Here is a 20513-nt window from a genome sequence, read left to right on the forward strand (position 1 = left end):
TCGATCGCATTGGGGATCAACGTTCACTCGCGGAGCCTCAAACAACCCTCTTACCGGACTCCCCATCCAGCACATCGTGGGCTTAACTTATGGAGCATGACCACCCCCCGCGGCACCTACGGCGGCGGCTACTACGCCTCGTCGTCCTTCCCGGACACCCCCATCTACGACAGCCTGGTCGCAGAGCGGGGCACCCCTCAGATCGCACCCATCCGGGTCCCGTCGCCGTACGACTCCGGCAGTTACCTGCCCGCGCTCACGGCACTCCCGGCCCTTCCCTCCGGGCCGTCCACCCACACACCCCCGCAGGGCGCGTACACCGGCTACCTGCCGAACACGCCGCCCGCCGCGTACCAGCCCCAGCAGCCCGCGCCGGCGCCGTACATCCCGCAGCAGGCGACCGCCCCGCGCGGGTACCCCGGCGGATATCCGGCCCAGGGCCCGCAGCAGGGTCCCGCCCCGACCGGGTACGAGGCGGTGCGGCCGGTCGTACCGCGCCCGGTGCCTCCGCGTCAGGTTCCCGGCGGCTTCGGGGACGACGGGTACCAGTACCGCCGCCCGTACAACGGTCAGGGGTACTGAACCCGTCCCACGAACACGCTCGGGTGGCATCCGTACTGTCGGCGGCTGCTGGCACCATGGCCGCATGAGGACACCACACCTGAGCGCCCTGCACATCTACCCGGTCAAGTCGGTCGGTGGGCTGACCCTGGGCGAAGCGGCCGTCGAGCCGTGGGGGCTCGCCGGTGACCGGCGATGGCTGCTGGTGGACGGCACGGGCCGGTTCCTCACCCAGCGCCAGCTACCGCGGCTGACGCTGATCCAGGCCGAGTCGCTGCCGGACGGCGGGGTCCGGGTGAGCGCGCCCGGCATGGCGCCGCTGGAGGTCGCCGTGCCCGAGCCGGTCGGCACCGCCGCGGTGCAGATCTGGCGCGACAAGGTGGAGGCGGTGCCCGCCGCACCGGAGGCGGGCGCCTGGTTCAGCACGTTCCTGGACAGCCAGGTGGCGCTGGTGCACCTCGACGATCCGGCGCGCCGCCGCCCGATCGACCCCGACTACGCACGCCCCGGCGAGACGGTGAGCTTCGCGGACGGCTACCCGCTGCTGCTCACCTCGACCGCGTCGCTGGACGCCCTCAACACGCTCATATCCGGGGGCCGGTTCCCCGACGAGGGGCCGCTGCCCATGGACCGGTTCCGGCCGAACGCGGTCGTGACCGGCACCGAGCCCTGGGCGGAGGACGGCTGGCGCCGGGTGCGGATCGGCGAGGTCTCCTTCCGCGTCGTCAAACCGTGCTCGCGCTGCATCGTGACCACCACCGACCAGCGGACCGCGAGGCGCGGCCGGGAACCGCTGCGCACCCTCGCCGAACACCGCCGGTTCGGCGACAAGTTGGTCTTCGGACAGAACCTGATCCCGGAGCACCCCGGAACCGTTCGGGTGGATGACCCGTTCTCGGTGCTGGAGTGACGCGTCAAGGCGGTGCTGCGGTCACGCCCCTTAGTGGGGTGTTTCGGCCGACTTGCGGCCCGCCCCGCGCGTACGCCGTGCCGTGTGCGGTACTTGGACGTGCGAAGGGGGTGTGGTGCGATGCGATCGGTTCCGGGACTGTGGCGCTGGCGGCGCAATCCGCTACGGCGCCGCAGCGATGTGGTCGAGGCGTGGGCGAGCCTGGTCACCGTGGGCCTGGTGGCCGTCGGGGCGCCCCTGGCCGGGCTGGCGGCGGGCCAGAGCGTGGGCTCCGACCTCCAGCGCACCGTGCAGCGGCAGCGGGCCGAGCGGCACCGCACCACCGCGCATGTGGTCACCGTCGACCGGCACCGCGCCCCGGTGGTCGACTCCGAGGCCGCGCACGGGCAGGACGGCACCCGCGTGGCGCTGGTGCGTTGGCGAACGCCTGACGGGGAGTCGCGCACCGGTGTGGTGCGGATCGAGGCCCGGCACGTGGTGGGCGATCCGCTGGCGGTGTGGACCGATCGGCGCGGGCGGCTCACCGAGCGCCCGATGGACGAGTCGACGGCGACCACCAACGCGGTCGCCGCGGGCTTCGGCGTGGCCGGCGCGGCGGCGGCGCTCGTCTGCGGGGCACGGCAGTTGCTGGGCTGGCGGATCATGCGCAGACGGCTGGCCGACTGGGCGCGCGAGTGGACCCGGGTGAGCGAGGACTGGGGCCGGGCGGGCGCGGGCGGTTGACGCGACGGGAACGTCGTCGCGATCACATGCGTTCCGAGGGCGGAAGAGGACCTGCGTTGTCCACCCGAACCCGCCCAACTGTGCTGATTCCCAAGCCTCTCCGCGTACGTCGGCACCTCCGGCGCGCGCTACGGTGGAGCACCGGTCGCGGGGACGGATCCCAGGGCAAGAAGGTGGGGGGCAGAGCAGCACCATGGCACAGGGCGTGGCTCAGGTGACGCACACCAGCACGTCGCGGTGGCGGCGCCGCACCGGCGAGTACGAGACCCTCGCCGCGGCCCTGGAGGCGGCGGGCGACGGCGACGTCGTGGCGATCACCCCGGGCACCTACCGGGAGAACCTGGTGGTCCAGCGGGCGGTGACGCTGCGCGGCGCCGAGGGGCCCGGCTCGGTGCGGATCGCCCCGCCCGGCGGTGTCGCCCTGACCGTCCGTGCCTCCGCCACGGTGCAGGACCTGCACATCGAGGGCCAGGACAGCTCCGCCGCCGCGCTGCTGGTCGAGGGCTGCGCACCGGAGTTGCAGGACCTGCGAGTGGTCACCCACTCCGCGGTCGGCATAGAGGTGCGGGACGGCGCCCGGCCGACGGTCAAGCGCTGCACGGTCGACAATCCGGCCGGGCTCGGGGTGAGCGTGCTCGACGGCTCCGGCGGAGTGTTCGAGGAGTGCGAGGTGATCGCGGCCGGGCAGTCCGGTTTCTCGGTGCGCGGTGGCGCCTCGCCGCGCCTGGAGCGCTGCCGGGTGCACCACGCCACCGGCGCGGGCCTGACCGTGACCGGTGACGGCACCACGGTCGAGGCTGTCGGCTGCGAGGTCTACGAGATCAAGGGCACCGGTGTCCAGGTCGCCGCCCGCGCCACCGGCTATCTGACCGACTGCCAGGTGCACCGCACCACCGGCGACGGAGTGACGCTGGACACCGACGCGGTGCTCACCATGGCCGACTGCGATGTGCACGACGTGCCGGAGAACGCGATCGACCTGCGCTCCCGCTCGGTGCTCACGCTGACCCGCTCCACCGTGCGCCGCTTCGGCCGCAACGGCCTGTCGGTGTGGGACCCGGGCACCAGGGCGGACGCCAACCGGTGCGAGATCCACGACAGCACCGGCGACTATCCGGCGGTGTGGATCAGCGACGGGGCCGCCGCGGTCTTCGACTCCTGCCGGGTGCGTGACGTGCCGGACGCGCTGTTCGTGCTGGACCGCGGTTCCCGCGCCGATGTTGTCGACAGTGATATCTCGCAGGTCCGCAACACCGCGGTGTCGGTGAGCGACGGCGCGACGGTCCAGTTGGACGACTGCCGGATCCGCGAGGCCGCCACCGGCGCCTGGTTCCGCGACCACGGCAGCGGGGGCACACTCGCCGCGTGCACCATCGACGAGACGGCGACCGGGGTGATCGTCACCAAGGGCGCCGACCCGGCCATCGAGCGGTGCACCGTGAACAACCCCACGGAGTCCGGCTTCTACGTCTCGGCGGGCGGCCGAGGCACCTTCACCGGCTGCACCGTCACCGGCAGCCGGGGCTACGGGTTCCACGTCATCGACGGCTGCCGGTCCACCGTGACCCGGTGCCGCACCGAGCGCTGCGCCCGTGGCGGTTACGAGTTCTCCGAGCCGGGCCCGGTCGCCGAGGGCTGCACCAGCGACGAGAGCGCCGAACGGCGCCCCGCCCCGGACGCCGCCGCGGGCACCGCCGACGGCCTCCCTCCGCACCCCGCCACACCCCCGGCCACCGCACCGGCGACCGCCGTACGCTCTTACGGGCTGCTCGGCGGCATCCCCGAACCGCGCCGGCCGGAACCACCCGCGCCGCGGGCCGGCACCCGCCCCTCGCAGGACGTGCTCGGCGAACTCGACGCTCTGGTCGGCCTGGAGAGCGTCAAGCGGGAGGTACGGGCGCTGATCGATCTGATCGCGGTCGGCCGCCGCCGCCAGGAGGCGGGCCTCAAGGCCCCGTCGCTCCGCCGCCATCTGGTCTTCACCGGCTCCCCCGGCACCGGCAAGACCACGGTCGCCCGGCTGTACGGCGAGATCCTGGCCGCCTTGGAGGTGCTGGAGACCGGGCACCTGGTGGAGGTCTCCCGGGTGGACCTGGTCGGCGAGCACATCGGGTCGACGGCCATCCGCACCCAGGAGGCATTCGAGCGGGCCCGTGGCGGAGTGCTGTTCATCGACGAGGCGTACGCGCTCGCGCCGGAGGACGCCGGGCGCGACTTCGGCCGGGAGGCCATCGACACCCTGGTCAAGCTGATGGAGGACCACCGCGACGCGGTGGTGGTGATCGTCGCCGGGTACACCGCCGAGATGGAGCGCTTCATGGCCGCCAACCCCGGTGTGGCCTCGCGCTTCTCGCGCACCATCGCGTTCGGCGACTACACCCCTGAGGAACTGCTGCGGATCGTCGGCACGCAGGCGGACGAGCACGAGTACCGGCTGGCCGAGGGCGCCGACGAGGCGCTGCTGAAGTACTTCACCGCGCTGCCCAAGGGGCCGACGTTCGGCAACGGCCGCACCGCCCGGCTGACCTTCGAGGCGATGGTCGAGCGGCACGCCGGACGGGTGGCCCAGCTCGCCGCCCCTACCCACGACGACCTGCAGTTGCTCTACGCGGAAGATCTCCCGGAACTGCCCTGAGCCCGGTACCCGCCACGTGCGAAGATGGCCCTGCCGCGGGTCGGCGGAACAGCGGATCGATGGAAGGGACGGGGGAACAGGTGGGCGACAACCAGAACCTCCTGGCCGAGCAGCGGCGCGCCCTGATCCTTGACGAGGTCAGGCGGCGCGGCGGGGTACGGGTCAACGAGCTGACCCGCAAGCTGAACGTCTCGGACATGACCGTGCGCCGTGATCTGGACGCGCTGGCCCACCAGGGCGTGGTGGAGAAGGTGCACGGCGGCGCGGTCCCGGTGGCTGAGGCGAGCACCCACGAGCCGGGGTTCGAGGCGAAGTCCGGTCTGGAGCAGGGCGCCAAGGAGGCCATTGCCAGGGCGGCCGCCGCCATGGTGGTGCCGGGCAGCGCGATCGCCCTGTCCGGTGGCACGACGACGTACGCGCTGGCGCACCATCTGCTGGACGTGCCGGACCTGACCGTGGTGACGAACTCCGTGCGGGTGGCGGACGTGTTCCACTCCGGTCAGCGCCGGGTCGGCGGCGGCGCCCAGTCGGCGGCGCGCCCGGGCGCCGCGACGGTGGTGCTGACCGGCGGGGTGCGCACTCCGTCGGACTCGCTGGTGGGTCCGGTGGCGGACCGGGCGATCCGGTCGCTCCACTTCGACGTGCTGTTCCTGGGCGTGCACGGGCTGTCGGTGGAGGCGGGCCTGTCCACGCCGAACCTTGCGGAGGCCGAGACCAACCGGCAGTTCGTCCGGTCGGCGCGCCGGGTGGTGGTGATCGCGGACCACACCAAGTGGGGCACGGTGGGCCTGAGTTCGTTCGCCACCCTGGAGGAGGTCGACACGCTGGTGACGGACGCCGGCATACCGGAGGTGCTGCGCGCCGAGCTCTCCGAGCATCTGGCGGACCTGGTGTTCGCGGGCGATCCGGACGCGCGGGACCGACCAGACATGTGATATCGCGTCAGGTATCGTGTCGGGGCCAACGACCGCTTCCTGTCTGGAGGTACCGCCATGGCGCGCCGACTCCGTCCCGTGGGGCTGGACTTCATCGCTTCGGCCCAGGTGCGGCTGGTCTTCGCGGCCGGAACAAGGGCCGAAACCCCGGCCGTCTACCGGGCGTTGGCGGAGGACACCGAGGGATGGACGAGCTGGTTCCGTTCAGTGGTCTCGGCGCTGCCGACCGACGGCGGGCGGAACATCAGGCTGATCGGCGGCGTTCGCTTCGCCGAGACCATACTGGAGGCGCGGCCGGACGAGCGGTACGTGTACCGCGTGGACGAGACGAACGTGCCCGCCGTCGAGGCGATGGTCGAGGAGTGGCGGGTCACTCCGCTGGCCTCCGGCGGCACCAGGGTGCAGTGGACCTTCGCCGTGGACGCGCCGGCGTCCGTGCGCGTGCTGCTGCGGTACGCGCGCCCGGGGTTCGGCCATGCCTTCCGGGACGCGATGCGCACCCTGGACCGACGCCTGGCGGTCACCCGGACCACCGCCTGAACCACTACCGGTACTCGGCGAGCCGCGGCCGTACCCCGACCAGGACGAGTGCCGCGGCGCCCGCCAGCGTTCCGGTCGGGATCGCGGGCCAGCCGTCCAGCGCGTGCCCGGCCGACGCCATCCGCGCCTCGAAGTCGGCGCGCCGGGCCTGCTCCAGGCCGTCGAGGCGGGTGGCGAAGTCCCAGTAGTCGAAGGCCACATGGTCGCGTCCCACATCGGTGAGGACGACGGCCGCCTCGTCGAGTCGCCCGGCGGCGAGCAGCCGACGCAGCGTCGCGTCATCGGACCGGAAGGCGGCCAACGGCTTCAAGGCCGCCGCGTACTGCGGCAGTTCGGCCGCGCTGGTGCCCGTGTCGGGGCTGAGCAGGCCGTCAAGGCGCCGCATCTGGGCCTCGTAGTCGTCACGGTAGGCGGTGCCCGCCCCGGGGTCCTGGACGAACCAGCGGCTTTCCGCGGCCGCCGCGTCGGCCGCCGCCGTACGGGCCTCCGCGAGCCGCGCCCACGGCCCCAAGCCCCGTTCGGCCGCCCGGCCCAGTTCGCCCGCGGCCGCCAGCAAACCCGTCGCCCCGACCACCGTGACGGTCAGCACGGCGAGCGAGGCCGCCACCAGTGCCGGGTTGATCCGTCGCCGGTACCGCACGGCCAGGTCCCGCTGCCACCACACCAGCACGACCAGCGCCAGCACCCCGAAGACGCCCAGCGCGACGGCGTACCACCGCTGCGCGTCCCGCGCCCGGACGCGCAGTGTGGCCGCCTGCCGTTGGTAGGTCTGACTCAACTCGTCTACCACGGGCAGCAGTTGGTCCCGCATCACCGCGCCCGCCTGCGCGGACAGGTCGACCGCCGGGGTCGGCGGATGGCCCGCCGCCGGGTCGGCGTCCTGGTCGTCGGCGTACTCCACCTGCCCGCTGAGTTCGTCGTACCGGCCCAGTGCGTCGAACACCGCCCGCACCCTGGCGGCTTGGGCGGGATCACCGCCGAGCTGCCGCAGCAGTCCGCTGATCTCGGTGCGGCGCTGGTTGGCGGTGATCAGCGCCAGTACCTGGTCGCCGACCGGGACGTCGGGCCGGCCCGGGGCGTGACCGGGGATGAGTTCGTCGGCGCGCTCGGCGTCCAGATCGGCCAGCGCGAAGTGGAGTTCGGCGGCGGCCGCGGCCCGGTCCACCACCGCCCGGCGCAGCGCCGCGGTGCCGTCGCGCGCCGTGCCGAAGCCGAGCACGGCGGCGGCGCACAGGGCGCCGACGGCGAGCAGCGCCGCCGCGGCCTGGACGATCAGTCGCACCGGCCCGGTCAGCCGGGACAGTCGCCTTCGGCCGTGAGTCATGCCGGGACGCTAGGGGCGCCGGTCGTACGGAGGGTGACGTTCCTGGGGGCTCCGGATGTCCCGCATGTCACGGAACCGCCCCGGAGGCGGCGGGAGTTCAGCTCGGCCAGGCGCCGGTGGCCAGGAAGGTGTCGATCGCCGCCGTGTACGGGAGGATGTCCAGGCCCTCTTGGGCCAGCCAGTCGTCGGAGTAGTACTTGTCGAGGTAGCGGTCACCGGGATCGCACAGCAACGTGACCACGCTTCCGGTGCGGCCCTCGGCCAGCATCTCGGCGACGATGCGCAGCGCGCCCCACAGTCCGGTGCCGGTGGAGCCGCCCGCCTTCCGGCCGATCGCCTGCTCCAGCGCGCGTACCGCCGCCACCGAGGCGGCGTCGGGCACCTTCATCATCCGGTCGATCGCGCCCGGTACGAAGCTCGGCTCCATCCGGGGACGGCCGATGCCCTCGATGCGGGAGCCCCGCTCACAGGAGACGTCGGGGTCGCCGCTGACCCAGCCGTCGAAGAAGCAGGAGTTCTCCGGGTCGGCGACGCACACCCTGGTGTCGTACTGCATGTAGTGCACATAGCGGGCGATGGTCGCCGAGGTGCCGCCGGTGCCCGCGGTGGCCACGACCCAGGCGGGTTCCGGATAGCGTTCCCTGCGCAGCTGTTGGTAGATCGATTCGGCGATGTTGTTGTTGCCCCGCCAGTCGGTGGCGCGTTCGGCGTAGGTGAACTGGTCCATGTAGTGGCCGCCGGTCTCCTGCGCGAGCCGCGCGGAGACCTCGTACATCGTGCGCGGGTCGTCCACCAGATGGCACCGGCCGCCATGGAACTCGATGAGCCGCTGCTTCTCGCGGCTGGTGGTACGCGGCATCACCGCGACGAACGGCACGCCGGTCAGCTTGGCGAAGTAGGCCTCGGAGACCGCCGTGGATCCGCTGGACGCCTCGATCACCGGACGGCCGGGCCGGATCCAGCCGTTGCACAGCCCGTACAGGAAAAGCGAGCGGGCCAGCCGGTGCTTGAGGCTGCCGGTGGGGTGGGTGGACTCGTCCTTCAAGTACAGGTCGATTCCCCAGTGTTCGGGGAGCGGGAAGCGCAGCAGATGGGTGTCCGCGCTGCGGTTGGCGTCGGCTTGGACCTGGCGGACGGCTTCTTTGAGCCAGATGCGGTATTGCTGGTCGGAGCGGTCCACGTCCATGGTGGGAAGGGGCTCGCGGGGGCTGTCGGCACCACCGCTGCCGGTGTGTTCGACGGTGTCCACTGGCCTCCGCCTCCCGCTCGTAGCCGTTCCCGGCCACGCTGCCGGGCACTCGTCGATCATAGGCAGCCGCTGACCGACGGGCGCGCCGCGGCACGTCGACGCGACGGCGCCGGGTGGTCCGGGGTACGCACCATACGGGGTGCACGCCACCGGAATGGCGAGGGAGCGCGCTGCGGGAGTTGCGGAATGCGCCTCCCGGGGCGAACCTGGTCCCGCACACGGAGTACAGAAACGGTCACTCTGAGTGTTCCCGCACAGGCTTTCCCAATCGAGCGGGACGGGGCACGGTCCCGGAGGTCGGCCCCACCGCGGAGGGAGTCGCAGCCGTGATCTCTACCCAGCACAGCCTGCGGTGCGCCGTACGACTGGAGGCACTGCCGCATCGGATCGGACAGGTCCGCCGAATCGTTTCAGCACAGCTTCGGTACTGGGATCTGGAACCGCTCCTCGACACCACGCTGCTCGGCATCACCGAGCTGCTCGCCAATGTGCACCGCCATGCCCAGCCCGACAAGCAGTGCACCGTAGAGCTGTCCTACGACCGGGGCCGACTGACCGTGTCGGTCACCGACAACGATCCGCGCCCGCCCTCGATCGCCCTGGGGGCGGACGCGTTGGACACCTCGGGCCGCGGGCTGGCCATGCTGGCCGCCCTCAGCGACGGCTGGGGTACACGGCCCAACGGCGAAGGCGGCGGCAAGGTCGTCTGGTTCACCCTCGCCAAACGTGCCCCCACCACCCCACGGGTCCGCACGGCGGCACCGGTCCACACCGCAACGGTGCTACCGATTGGTAAACGCGGCGTGCCGATCGCGGCTTCGCTGGCGTAGAGGCCACCGACGGGGCCACCGGTGGCGTGGGCGCCGCCGACCGCACCGGCGGTACCGAAAAGGCGCTGACTCCCGAGGAGTCGGCGCCACGCACCAGCGCCCTGCGCAGGTACGCGCCGAGCCCCGGACCGCCGACCGTGCCGAACGCGGCCACCGGCACCGACTGCCAGCGGACCACCGCCCGCGGGTGCGCCCGGGTCTGCTCGACCGCGCGCAGCAGCCCCCTTTCCGTGTCCGCTCGTGCACCGCGAGGGTGAGCGCGTTGGTGATGCCGAGCAGCGCGATGAGGACGGCCAGTGCCAGCAGCGCGTGGATCAGGGCGGCCATGGTGTCGATGCCGGACGCCGAGGACTTGGCGTTCTCGGCGCGGGTCCGCACCGTGGGGTTCCCGTGCCCGGCGGCGACGCGTGTCACCACGGCCTTGCCATCGGACACGAACAACCCCGGGCCGGAGGGAGACCGCGCCGAGTGTGTCTGTCCTGGGTACGGTGCGGCTCCCACGTCTGAGGTGGGATCACGTAGTCGCCCATGCGATCGGCGTGTTGGTAGATCGCGCCGACCGTGAACCGCTGCGCGCTGCCGTCGGTGAACAGCGATGTCGTACTGGAACCGACCCGCCAACCATGTTTGACGGCCTGATCGCCACATACCGCGATGCTCCGCGCGCCCAGCTCGTTGAGTGCGCCGTCGGCCTTCCCGAGGTCCGGCACCCACCTGAGCCCCGGCCGTATCCGCGACCGTCAACTGCGCACCGGCGCCGTTCACCTGGGCCGTCCCCTTGCCGAGCCCGACGGCGGTGGCTACCTGCGGAAGCCTCGCGAGGGCGGGGCCCGCCGCGGGCTCAGTCCGCTGCCGCCCGCGCCGAACGCCGGTGCGCAGACCGCCACATCGCCCGCGAAGGACCGCGAGACGGTCTGGTGCAAGGTGGCCTTCGGCGTGGCGCCGAACACCGTGAACAGGGTCACCACAGCCACCCCGGTCAGCAGCGCGGTCGCGGTGGCCGCCGTCCGTTTGGGGCCGCGCAGCGCGTTGCACCGGGCCAGCGCCCGCGTGACGCCGCGCAGCCGGGCGAGCGCGGCGCCGAGTACCCGAACGGCTTAGCCGACCGAGACCGGATATCACGACGATGAACGCGGCCCCCTCCCCCGTGGCCGTCGCCCCGACCGCGATGACCAGGAAACAGCGCCTGCGACCCGGCCACACTGCGGTTCCGCCGAACAGCCCGGCGGTTGATGTGACCACGGCGACGTCCAGCGCCTCACCCAGCGTCGAGCCGATGACCTGGCTGCTGGACACGCCGAGCGCATATCGCCGATCAACTACCCGGCGCCCTCAATGCCGGGCTCGGCGGCGGCGACCCCTGGCACACCGAGGACCGTGCGCACGGGCGCGGTGTCCACCGGCTGCCGAACACCCTGGCTCTTCCGGCCACGGCGACGACGTTCGAGCTGCGGACGTGGCGTCCCGGCCCCAGTGGACCGACACCCCGAGCAGTACCGCGGGGAGCGTTCCGGCGAACCGGCGCTTGTACGTCCGCAACGAGGCGAGGCTCAGCCTCAGGCCGACCCGGCCGCCGTTGGTGACGGTCATGAGCGTGCCTCTGTCGCGGCGGCCCGTCAAACGCCTTCATCCGGTCAACTACCCGGCCGAGGTGGGGCGTTACATGCAGTCGACCAGCCGTCCGTCGGCGAGGAACAACATCACGTCGCCTGACCGGTGGCCACCGGGGGCGCGGTGACCACCACCACGGTGCGGCCAACTTGTGCGCGGCATCGCCGAGCAGTGCGCGCACCTCCGCGCCGGAGCGCGAGTGGAGGTTGCCGATCGGCTCGTCGGCGAAGACCGCCTCGGGCCATCCGGCCAACGGCCGGTCCACCGCGGCGGGTTGCTGCTGGCCGCCGGAGAGCTGGCTGGGGCGGTGCCGCAGTCGGTCGCGCAGCCCGATGGATGTTGACCAACTCGTCGTTCAGGCCGGGCTCGGGCCGGGTTTTTCGGCGAGGTCCAGCGGCAGGGTGATGTTCTCAGCGACAGTGAGGGCGGGCACCAGATTGAACGACCGGAAGCCGAACCCGACGCGTTCCCACCGCAGCAGCGTCAACTGGCCGTCGATCGGCGACCCCCAGCTCTCGGTCGCCGATGTACCCGGAGCCGGAGGTGAGGATGCCGAGCCCCGGCCGCGCAGCGCATCAGCGTGGACTTGCCGGAGCCCGAGGGTCCCGTGGTCGTGGTGAAGCGCATCCGGGGAAGCCCCACGATCACTCCGTCGAGTGCCCGCGCCTCTGTGTCGCAGATGCCCTTAAACCTTCACCCGTCGCGAACTTGGGCGGCGTGCGCGACGGTACGTACCGCGCTGGCGGCGGTCATCGCGCACCGCCGAACCGCTCGTCCAGCACGGACAGCCTGCGCCAGTACTCGTCCTCGTCGATCTCACCGGCCGCGAACCGGCGCCCGAGCACGGCCACCGGTGACTGCTCGTCCGACCGCGGCGGGAACGGCCGCGCCCAAGGGCCGCCCCGGCCCCGCCACACGGTGCGCCGCAGCACCGTCACCACGCCGATAACCCCCGCCGTCCACACCAGTGGGAACAGCAGGATCCAGGGGCCGGGTCCACCCTCGTGCCAGGGGGCTGCCAGGAGGTTCATGACGTTCAACTCCTCGATGCCACCGGTCCGTTCGTTGACCGGTTTCCGGTCCGCGGCCATGGGTGGTCGCGGACACCATCGAGCGTCGCGCGTCGGGCAGTTCTGGTCGTCGTATGGCAGGCGCCAGTGTGCGTACTCCGCCAGAAGTACCGGCATCGGCTGCGGCTGCTACCCGGCGAGTGCCTCCAGCGGGTCGTCGAGCACCGGCTGCCAGGCCAGCTCCGCGGCGCCGACCAGGCTGTTGTGGTCCAGCGAGCAGCTCAGGATCGGCACCGAGCCGCTGCGCCCCCACAGGCTTCGGTCGGCGACGACGGCGCGCAGCCGCTCCGGATCGGCCTCGAACAGGTACCGGTGCAGTCCACCCAGGGCGATGCGGTCGGGGTTGAGCACATTAACCAGTCCGGCGAGTCCCAAACCGAGCCGGTCGATGAGCGCCTCGGCGGCGGAGCGCACCAGCGGATCGTCGTACTCCGTGCGCAGCAGTCGGGCCGAGCTGTCCAGCAGCGACACCTCGGGGCTCGTCGGCCGTCCGGCGGCCTCAAGGAAGGCCACCGGGTCGACCTCGACGTCCAGGCAGCCGCGGCTGCCGCAGTGGCAGGGGCGTCCCTCGGGGTGGACGGTGAGGTGGCCGACCTCCAGGGCGAGGCCTGAACTGCCGGTGTGCAGCCGGCCGTCGAGCACCAGGGCGCCGCCCACACCACGGTGCCCGGTGGCGACCACGAGCAGGTGCTGGGCACCGCGTCCCGCGCCGTGCCGGTGCTCGGCTAGCGCGGCCACGTTGACATCGTTACCCACGAAGGAAGCCACCGGAGCGCCGCTCGGGCTGGTGACACCGTGTGCCCTGATCTGCTCGGCGAAGACATCTCTCACCGGCGCACCGGCGGGCCAGGCGACGTGGAGCGGGTTGAGCGCGGTGCCCTCGGGCTCGGCCACCGCGGACGGCACGGCGAGTCCGGCGCCGACGCAGTCGCGTCCGGAGGACTTCAGCAGTTCCACCCCGGCCTCGACGACCAGACCGAGTACGTGTGCCGGGTCGGCGGGCACCGTCATGCAGCCGGGCGTGGTGGCGATGATGCGCCCGCCGAGGCCGACCAGGGCTGCCCGGAAGCCGTCGGCGTGCACCTGGGCGGCAAGGACCACCGGCCCGTCGGGGGCGACCTGGAGCCGGTGCGAGGGGCGGCCCTGCGAACCGGCCTCCACAGTGGGGCGGGTGTCCACCCGGATCAGCCCGAGGGTTTCGAGTTCGGCGGCCACCGCACCGGCGGTCGCCCGGGTCACCCCGAGCTCCGCGGTGAGCACCGCACGGGTGGGCGCGCGCCCGGTGTGTACGAGCGCCAGCGCGGGGCCCAGCGCCGCGCGCCCCCTCTCAAGCCTTGTCCGAGTCTGCGTCACGGTCCTATTCTTACTTTGTGCCGACGCTAAACAAAATACGGACGGCCCTCACTGGAACCGCCCACAGGCCGTCCGGTACCCCTCTGACCGCCCTGCGCACCGCGCTCACCGCCTTCTTCGCCGTGGACGGATTCGTCTTCGCCGGATGGGTGGTCCGCATCCCTGCCATCAAGGCCCAAGTGGGCGCCTCCTCAGGCGCGTTGGGCCTCGCGCTGCTCGGCGTGTCCGCCGGGGCGGTCGCCACGATGGTCATCACCGGGCGGCTGTGCCACCGGTTCGGCAGCCATCCGGTCACCGTGGGGTGCGCGGCGCTGCTGGCGCTCAGCGTAGCGCTGCCGCCGCTCACCCACTCGGCGCTGGCCCTGGGACTGGTCCTGCTGGTCTTCGGCGCCGCGTACGGCGGGCTGAACGTCGCCATGAACAGTGCCGCCGTCGACCTGGTCAGGGCGCTACGGCGCCCGGTCATGCCAGGCTTCCACGCGGCGTTCAGCTTCGGCGGACTGGTGGGCGCCGGGCTCGGCGGACTGGTCGCGCCGCACCTGTCCCCGACCCGGCACCTGCTCCTGCTCACCCCGGTCGCCCTGGTGGTGTCGGCGGTCGCGGGCCGGGTACTGCTGCGGCACCCGGCGCCCCGCACCCAGGCGGTGGAATCGGCGCCTGTGCGCCCGCGCGCCGGTACCGGAACCCGCTGGCTCGTCGGCGTGTTCGGCCTGATCGCCCTGTGCACCGCGTACGGGGAGGGGGCGCTGGCCGACTGGAGCGCGCTGCACCTGACCCAGGACCTGGACAGCGGACCCGGTCTCGCGGCGGCGGCCTACGCGCCGTTCGCGCTGGCCATGGCCGTGGGACGGCTGTCGGGCACCGCACTGCTGGAGTGTTTCGGTCAAACCCGCACCCTGGTCCTCGGCGGGCTGACCGCCGCGTCCGGGATGCTGCTGGGAGCGCTCGCCCCACTGCCGTGGCTGGCGCTGACCGGGTTCGCGGTGACCGGCCTGGGCCTGGCCAACATCTTCCCGGTCGCCATCGCTCGGGCCGGGGCACTGGCCGGACCCGGCGGGGTCGCCGCCGCGTCCACGCTCGGCTACGGCGGCATGCTGCTCGGGCCGCCCTCGATCGGCTTCCTCGCCGAGGCGGTGGGGCTGCCACTGGCGCTGACCACGGTGGCGCTGCTGGCGGCGGCCGCCGCCCTGATCGCCTTCACGGTGCGCAACGCGGAGCCACGCACGGCGTGACGCCACCCCGAGGGCCGTTGTCAGACCCCGGTGCCACCATGTGGTCATGGAAACAGCCGAGTTCATCGAAATCCTCCGCCAGGACGGCGAGTTGTTGGCGGACGCGGCGGAGGCGGCCGGGTGGGACGCGCCCGTGCCGCCGTGTCCCGACTGGCGGGTACGCGACCTGGTCGCGCACTTGGGCGGCGTGCACCGTTGGGCGACCGGCTTCGTCGCGGGGGCGACGCAGCCCGCGCGGCTGGTGGTCGACGCCCCGCCGGACGAGGCGCTCGCCTCCTGGTACAGGGACGGCCACCGGCAGTTGCTGGACCGGCTCACCGCGGCCCCGGCCGACCTGGAGTGCTGGGCCTTCCTGCCCGCCCCTTCCCCGCTGGAGTTCTGGGCCCGTCGCCAGGCGCACGAGACGGCGATCCACCGCTTCGACGCGGAGGCCGCGCTGGGCAAGGGCCACTCCCCGTACCGCACCGACTTCGCCCTCGATGGCATCGACGAGTTGCTGACCGGCTTCCTGGCCGGATCCCGCAGCCGACTGCGCTGCCAGACGCCGCGGGTGCTGCGAATACGAGCGGCGGACGGCCCCTCCGGCCCGGTCGACTGGTGGCTTCGGCTGTCCCAGGACCCGCCGCGCGTGGAGCGTACGGACGGCGCGCCGCCCGTCGGCATCGGAACGCCCGACTGCGCCTTCAGCGGCCCGGCCACCGCGCTCTACCTCGCACTGTGGAACCGGGGACCGTACGACGGCATCGAGGTGACCGGCGACGGCTCGCTGGCCGAGCTGTTGCGCGACGCCTCGTCGGTCACCTGAGCCATGTCGGCTCAGCCAAGCCAGCCGGGCCGCACCAGGCCGGACTCATAGGCCAGCACGACGAGTTGGGCGCGGTCCCGGGCGCCGAGCTTGACCATGGCCCGGCTCACATGCGTCTTGGCGGTGAGCGGGCTGACCACCAGGCGGCGGGCGATCTCGTCGTTGGACAGCCCGATGCCGACCAGCGCCATCACCTCACGCTCGCGCTCGGTGAGTTGCTCCATGCCCTCGGCCGCCGCCGGCTCCTTGGAGCGGGCGGCGAACTCGGCGATCAGCCGCCGTGTCACGCCGGGCGACAGCAGGGCGTCCCCGGCCACCGCGGCCTGTACCGCCCGCAGCAGTTCGTCCGGTTCGGTGTCCTTGACCAGGAACCCGGTGGCGCCGGAGCGGATCGCCTCGAAGACGTACTCGTCCAGCTCGAAGGTGGTGAGGATGACGACCTTGACGTCGGCCAGCGCCGGATCGCCGGTGATCCGGCGGGTGGCGGCGAGCCCGTCGAGCACCGGCATGCGGATGTCCATCAGCACGACATCTGGTTTGAGCCGGGCGACCTGACGCAACGCCTCCTGGCCGTCGGCAGCTTCGCCGACCACCTCGATATCGGGTTGCGCGTCCAGCAGCGCACGGAATCCGGCACGCACCAGCACCTGGTCGTCCGCCAGCACCACCCGTGTCATCGGTCCTCCTCCGTCACCACGCCGTCCAGCCCGGTCACCGGAAGCGTGGCGACCACCCGGAATCCGCCGTCACCGCGCGGACCGGCCTCGACGCTGCCGCCGAGGGCCGCCGCCCGCTCGCGCATACCGATCAGTCCGTTGCCGCCTCCGGAGTCGCCGCCCCCGGTGGCGGGCCCATCATCGTCGATCCGCAACTCCACCTCCCGCGGCCGGTAGCCGATCCGCACCCGGGCGGTACGGGCGCCCGAGTGCCGCACCACGTTGGTCAACGCCTCCTGAACGATCCGGAACGCGGCGAGGTCCACGCCTGGCGGCAGCGTCCGTGCCCTTCCGTCGATGTCAACGCTGACCTGAAGCCCAGCAGCCGCCGCCTGCCCGGCGAGTTCCGGAATCCGGTCCAGGCCCGGTGCGGGGGTACGTGGCGCCGAGCCCGGGGAGCGCAGCGTCCCGAGCACCTGCCGCACCTCGCCGAGCGCCTCCTTACTCGCGGCCTTGATGGTGGTCAGCGCGATCCGCGCCTGCTCCGGGCGCTCGTCGATCAGCGCCAGGCCCACGCCAGCCTGGACGTTGATGACCGACAGGCTGTGCGCGATCACATCGTGCAGCTCACGGGCGATCCGCAGCCGCTCCTCGTCGGCCCGGTGCCGTTCGGCCTCGGCGCGGTCCCGGCGGGCCCGGACGAACTGTTCCCGGCGCACCCTGATCAGTTCGGCGACGGCGCCCAACGCCAGCAGCGAGGCCGCGATCCCGAACTCCTGGCCCCAGCCCTGGGCAGGTTGGCCGGCGGGCGGCAGCCAGCGGTAGAGCCAGTTGCCGACCAGCAGGTGACCCGCGTACAGCCCGGTCGCGGCGGCCCAGGCATCCCGGCGGCGGCCGTGGACGACGGCGGAGCAGAAGGCGACCAGGAAGCAGAGGAAGAACGGCCCCCGGGCAAAACCGCCGGCCAGATAGCCAAGGGTCGTGACCATCGTTCCGTACACCGCGACCTGCGGCAGCCGTAGTCGCAGCACGAGCAGTGCTGGCCCGGCGAGCAGCAGGGCATAGCCGAGCGCGTTGAGGTGGACCTGGTCGACAGCGTGGCGGCTGGCGAACGTCGAGGCCATCACCTGGATGAAGGCGACGACGAGCGAGGACCGCACGGGCCAGCGGAGCGGCGAGTCCGGCCCGTGCCGCAGCCAGGGGCCAACGCCCCATGGCGGGCCACCCCGCAGTGCGGCGTCACCGGGCCACTCGCGCCGGGGCACCTGATCGTCGCTCATGCCGCAACGCTAGACCGGGCGGGGCCGCCGCGGCGTCCCGCGCACGAGGTGATCGTCCGTACTCCCGGGGAAGTAGGTGGCGGCCCCGTGCCCTACAGCCCCACCTGCCGGGCGAGCACGGCGCACGAGTGGTCGAAGAACGCGTCGCGGGCTTCCACCACGCGATGGAAGTGACCGAAGACCTCGAAGCCGATCAGGCCGAAGAGTTGCGACCACGCGGCGGTCAGCCCGGCCAGCGTTGGCTCCGGCAGATCGGCCGCCAGCAGGGCGGCGAACCGTTCCACATCGGTGCGCAGTTCATCGGGCAGCGGTTCGTCGGCAGGTGGGGTCAACTCGCCCGCGGCTTGGGCGTCACGGGCGATGGCCACCAGGGCCAGACCGACTCTGGAGGCGGGCGCGACGGTGTCCTGCGGAGCTGTGTATCCGGGCACGGGCGAGCCGTACAGCAGGGCGTACTCGTGCGGATGCGCCAGCGCCCAGGCTCGCACCGCACGGCACACCGCCGTCCAGCGTGCGACGGGAGCGTCACCGGCGGTCTCGCCCAAGGCGGCTTCGGCGGCCTCGCCGACGGCGTCGTAGGCGTCGATGATGAGCGCCGTCAGCAACTCGTCCCGGCTCGGGAAGTATCGGTAGAGCGCGGAGGAGACCATGCCCAGCTCCCGCGCCACGGCCCGCAGGGACAGCCGGGCGGCGCCCTCGGCGGCCAGCTGGCGCCTGGCCTCGTCCTTGATGGCGGCGGTTACCTCGATGCGTGCGCGTTCCCTGGCCCCTCGGATCACACTCATGGCCACAGTCTGCCATTTCACGGAGCGGCAGCCAACAACCGGATCGGAGGACATAAATGAGAGCAGTGCTCTTGCGTGAGGAGCGTCGGCGCTGCCACACTGATCTGGAACGAGAGCACCGCTCTCACCAATGTGATGGGGAACCGCCATGACTGAGCAGCGCTATCTCAAGCCCGGCCGGATCCAGGTCCAGCTCCTGCACAACGCCGTCGGCTGGCTGACGCGGCACGGCATCAGCATCGCGGGCTCCCGCGAACTGGCGGTGCGCGGACGCAAAAGCGGTGAGTGGCGGCGCAATCCGGTCAACCCGGTGACCGTCGGAGCACAGCGCTTCCTGGTCGCGCCCCGCGGCCAGACCCAGTGGGTGCGCAACCTGCGCGCGGCCGGAGGCGGCGAACTGCGGGTGGGCAACCACATCGAGCGGTTCACCGCGCAGGAGGTGCCCGACGCCGAGAAGCCGGAACTGCTCCGCACCTACCTCGCCCGATGGCAGTGGCAGGTCGGAGCGTTCTTCAAGGGAGTCAATCCCAACTCCTCGGACGAGGAGCTACTGCGCATAGCCCCCGACCACCCGGTCTTCCGCATAACCGAGCAAGCCTGACCCGGCCACCCAGGACGCCGTCGGCCACGACCTCCCAACGAGACCTAGCCAATGGCCAGTTGACCCACCCTGCAACACCCGTCGACACCAGCGTCCCACCCGAGGCCGCCGAACCCCGCGACCCAGGAGCCACGGCGTCGTCGCCCCAGGCGACGTTACGGGCGGCCCAGGCCGGAGAGCAGCCGCCCGGCCATGGGGTGGTTGCGCACGATCTCGGCCAGCGACGTCGAACCGTTGGTGATCCCGGCGAAGGCGTTCCAGGCGGGCGGCAGCGAGATCAGCGCCGAGTGCAGCAGACCCGGGCGGCGCTCGAAGACCGACAGCATCCGGCGGCCCACCGCCATCTCCACACCCAGACCGGCCTTCACGGCGAACGCGTAGTTGAGCGCCTGGCGCCGCGCGTCCACCGCGTCCTGCGCCTCGGCGATGCGGACCGCCCACTCACCCGCCATCCGCCCCGAGCGCAGCGCGTACGAGATGCCCTCGCGGGTCCACGGCTCCAACAGCCCGGCCGCGTCACCACAGACAAGCACCCGCCCGCGAGAGAGCGGGGAGTCATCGGCCCGGCAGCGGGTCAAGTGGCCGGAGGACACGCTGGGTTCGAAGCCCGCCAGACCGAGCCGGGCGATGAAGTCCTCGAAGTACCGCTTGGTCGCCTCACCCTGCCCACGCGCTGAAATCACCCCGACCGTAAGGGAGTCGCCCTTGGGAAAGACCCAACCGTAACTACCGGGCAGCGGGCCCCAGTCGACCAGCACCCGGCCCGCCCAGTCCTCCGCCACGGAGGCGGGCACCGGGATCTCAGCCTCCAGGCCGAGGTCGACCTGGTCGAGCTTGACCCCGACATGAGCGCCTATCCGGCTGGCGCTGCCGTCGGCGCCGACGACAGCGCGGGCCAGCAGCGTCTCACCCGTGCTGAGCACGACCGCCACCGTCCGGCGATCGGGCACGGCGGGGCCGTGCTGCTCGACCCGGGAGACCTGGGTACCGGTGCGCAGTACGGCACCGGCGCGCTGGGCGGCCTCGGTCAGCTGGGCGTCGAACTCGGGCCGGTTGATCAGTCCGAACAGCGTCCGGCGCGAGCGGCGGGTGCGGGCCATCCGGCCGTTGAGGCTGAAGGTGACCGCGCGCACCCGGTCGCGCAGCGGGAGTTCGAAGCCGGGCGGCAGGGCGTCGCGAGACGGGCCGATGATGCCGCCCCCGCAGGTCTTGTAGCGCGGCAACTCGGCCTTCTCCAGCAGCAGCACCCGTCGCCCGGCGGAGGCCGCGGCGTGCGCGGCGCTGGCGCCCGCGGGCCCGGCGCCCACCACGACGACGTCCCACACCTCCGGGTGCCCGCCGTCCGCCGTCTCCCCGCCCCGCGCTGCGTAGTCGCTGCTCACGTGTGTTCCGCTCCCGCTTCGTCTGCCGGTC

Annotated in this window: 18 protein-coding genes and 2 pseudogenes; 10 read left to right on the plus strand and 10 right to left on the minus strand. The window is 72.5% G+C overall.

Going from position 1 to position 20513, the window contains the following annotated elements; all coding sequences use genetic code 11:
• Window positions 1–96 precede the first annotated feature (96 nt).
• From P3G67_RS13395 to P3G67_RS13420, 6 genes are all read left to right on the plus strand, one after another.
• Complete coding sequence (locus P3G67_RS13395; protein WP_276093672.1) at window positions 97–582, plus strand: DUF6643 family protein; 486 nt, start codon at window positions 97–99, stop codon at window positions 580–582.
• A gap of 64 nt (window positions 583–646) precedes the next feature.
• A complete protein-coding gene (locus P3G67_RS13400; protein ID WP_276093673.1) occupies window positions 647–1471 on the plus strand; it encodes an MOSC domain-containing protein in 825 nt (274 codons plus the stop codon).
• Between the two features lie 120 nt (window positions 1472–1591).
• The gene (locus P3G67_RS13405; RefSeq protein ID WP_276093674.1) at window positions 1592–2194 is read left to right on the plus strand and encodes an Rv1733c family protein; all 603 of its coding nucleotides are present in this window, start codon (window positions 1592–1594) and stop codon (window positions 2192–2194) included.
• Between the two features lie 193 nt (window positions 2195–2387).
• Window positions 2388–4829 carry a right-handed parallel beta-helix repeat-containing protein gene (locus P3G67_RS13410; RefSeq protein WP_276093675.1) on the plus strand — a complete coding sequence of 814 codons (2442 nt, stop codon included), beginning with the start codon at window positions 2388–2390 and terminating at the stop codon, window positions 4827–4829.
• An 80-nt stretch (window positions 4830–4909) separates the two neighbouring features.
• Window positions 4910–5764, plus strand: coding sequence for a DeoR/GlpR family DNA-binding transcription regulator (locus P3G67_RS13415; protein WP_276093676.1), 855 nt, complete (start codon window positions 4910–4912; stop codon window positions 5762–5764).
• A 57-nt stretch (window positions 5765–5821) separates the two neighbouring features.
• Window positions 5822–6304, plus strand: coding sequence for an SRPBCC family protein (locus tag P3G67_RS13420; protein WP_276093677.1), 483 nt, complete (start codon window positions 5822–5824; stop codon window positions 6302–6304).
• 4 nt (window positions 6305–6308) lie between these two features.
• On the opposite strand, the gene P3G67_RS13425 is transcribed toward P3G67_RS13420, so the two are convergent.
• Window positions 6309–7628 carry a hypothetical protein gene (locus P3G67_RS13425; RefSeq protein WP_276093678.1) on the minus strand — a complete coding sequence of 440 codons (1320 nt, stop codon included), beginning with the start codon at window positions 7626–7628 and terminating at the stop codon, window positions 6309–6311.
• Between the two features lie 97 nt (window positions 7629–7725).
• A complete protein-coding gene (locus tag P3G67_RS13430; RefSeq protein ID WP_276093866.1) occupies window positions 7726–8814 on the minus strand; it encodes a PLP-dependent cysteine synthase family protein in 1089 nt (362 codons plus the stop codon).
• 392 nt (window positions 8815–9206) lie between these two features.
• Between P3G67_RS13430 and P3G67_RS13435 the strand changes: the two genes are divergently transcribed.
• Entirely contained in the window at window positions 9207–9707 is a 501-nt protein-coding gene (locus tag P3G67_RS13435) for an ATP-binding protein (protein WP_269856415.1), read from the plus strand.
• On the opposite strand, the pseudogene P3G67_RS36315 reads toward P3G67_RS13435, so the two are convergent.
• From P3G67_RS36315 to P3G67_RS13455, 4 genes and pseudogenes are all read right to left on the minus strand, one after another.
• Window positions 9589–10804 (minus strand): annotated as a pseudogene (locus P3G67_RS36315) (FtsX-like permease family protein); the annotation flags it as partial. The gene P3G67_RS13435 and the pseudogene P3G67_RS36315 overlap by 119 nt on opposite strands.
• A gap of 506 nt (window positions 10805–11310) precedes the next feature.
• Window positions 11311–11999 (minus strand): annotated as a pseudogene (locus P3G67_RS13445) (ABC transporter ATP-binding protein); the annotation flags it as partial.
• 68 nt (window positions 12000–12067) lie between these two features.
• The gene (locus tag P3G67_RS13450; protein WP_276093867.1) at window positions 12068–12349 is read right to left on the minus strand and encodes an SHOCT domain-containing protein; all 282 of its coding nucleotides are present in this window, start codon (window positions 12347–12349) and stop codon (window positions 12068–12070) included.
• 168 nt (window positions 12350–12517) lie between these two features.
• Window positions 12518–13741, minus strand: a complete 1224-nt coding sequence (locus P3G67_RS13455) for an ROK family protein (RefSeq protein ID WP_276093680.1) — start codon at window positions 13739–13741, stop codon at window positions 12518–12520.
• Between the two features lie 17 nt (window positions 13742–13758).
• On the opposite strand from P3G67_RS13455, the gene P3G67_RS13460 reads away from it, so the two are divergent.
• The gene (locus tag P3G67_RS13460) at window positions 13759–14973 is read left to right on the plus strand and encodes an MFS transporter (RefSeq protein ID WP_276093681.1); all 1215 of its coding nucleotides are present in this window, start codon (window positions 13759–13761) and stop codon (window positions 14971–14973) included.
• Between the two features lie 46 nt (window positions 14974–15019).
• Complete coding sequence (locus tag P3G67_RS13465) at window positions 15020–15778, plus strand: maleylpyruvate isomerase family mycothiol-dependent enzyme (RefSeq protein ID WP_276093682.1); 759 nt, start codon at window positions 15020–15022, stop codon at window positions 15776–15778.
• Window positions 15779–15789: 11 nt separating this feature from the next.
• On the opposite strand, the gene P3G67_RS13470 is transcribed toward P3G67_RS13465, so the two are convergent.
• From P3G67_RS13470 to P3G67_RS13480, 3 genes are all read right to left on the minus strand, one after another.
• Window positions 15790–16455, minus strand: coding sequence for a response regulator transcription factor (locus P3G67_RS13470; RefSeq protein WP_276093683.1), 666 nt, complete (start codon window positions 16453–16455; stop codon window positions 15790–15792).
• Window positions 16452–17714, minus strand: a complete 1263-nt coding sequence (locus P3G67_RS13475; protein WP_276093684.1) for a sensor histidine kinase — start codon at window positions 17712–17714, stop codon at window positions 16452–16454. The genes P3G67_RS13470 and P3G67_RS13475 overlap by 4 nt, the downstream gene beginning before the upstream one ends.
• Window positions 17715–17806: 92 nt before the next feature.
• Window positions 17807–18499, minus strand: coding sequence for a TetR/AcrR family transcriptional regulator (locus P3G67_RS13480; protein WP_269856301.1), 693 nt, complete (start codon window positions 18497–18499; stop codon window positions 17807–17809).
• A 148-nt stretch (window positions 18500–18647) separates the two neighbouring features.
• Here P3G67_RS13480 and P3G67_RS13485 point away from each other — a divergent pair, with 148 nt between their 5' ends.
• Entirely contained in the window at window positions 18648–19100 is a 453-nt protein-coding gene (locus P3G67_RS13485) for a nitroreductase family deazaflavin-dependent oxidoreductase (RefSeq protein ID WP_276093685.1), read from the plus strand.
• Window positions 19101–19255: 155 nt separating this feature from the next.
• Here P3G67_RS13485 and P3G67_RS13490 read toward each other — a convergent pair whose 3' ends face one another.
• Window positions 19256–20482 (minus strand): geranylgeranyl reductase family protein, encoded by a 1227-nt coding sequence (locus P3G67_RS13490; protein WP_269856299.1) that lies wholly within the window; start codon window positions 20480–20482, stop codon window positions 19256–19258.
• Window positions 20483–20513: the final 31 nt, after the last annotated feature.

This window comes from Streptomyces silvisoli (assembly GCF_029269905.1).
In the GTDB taxonomy this organism is placed as follows: domain Bacteria; phylum Actinomycetota; class Actinomycetes; order Streptomycetales; family Streptomycetaceae; genus Streptantibioticus_A; species Streptantibioticus_A silvisoli_A.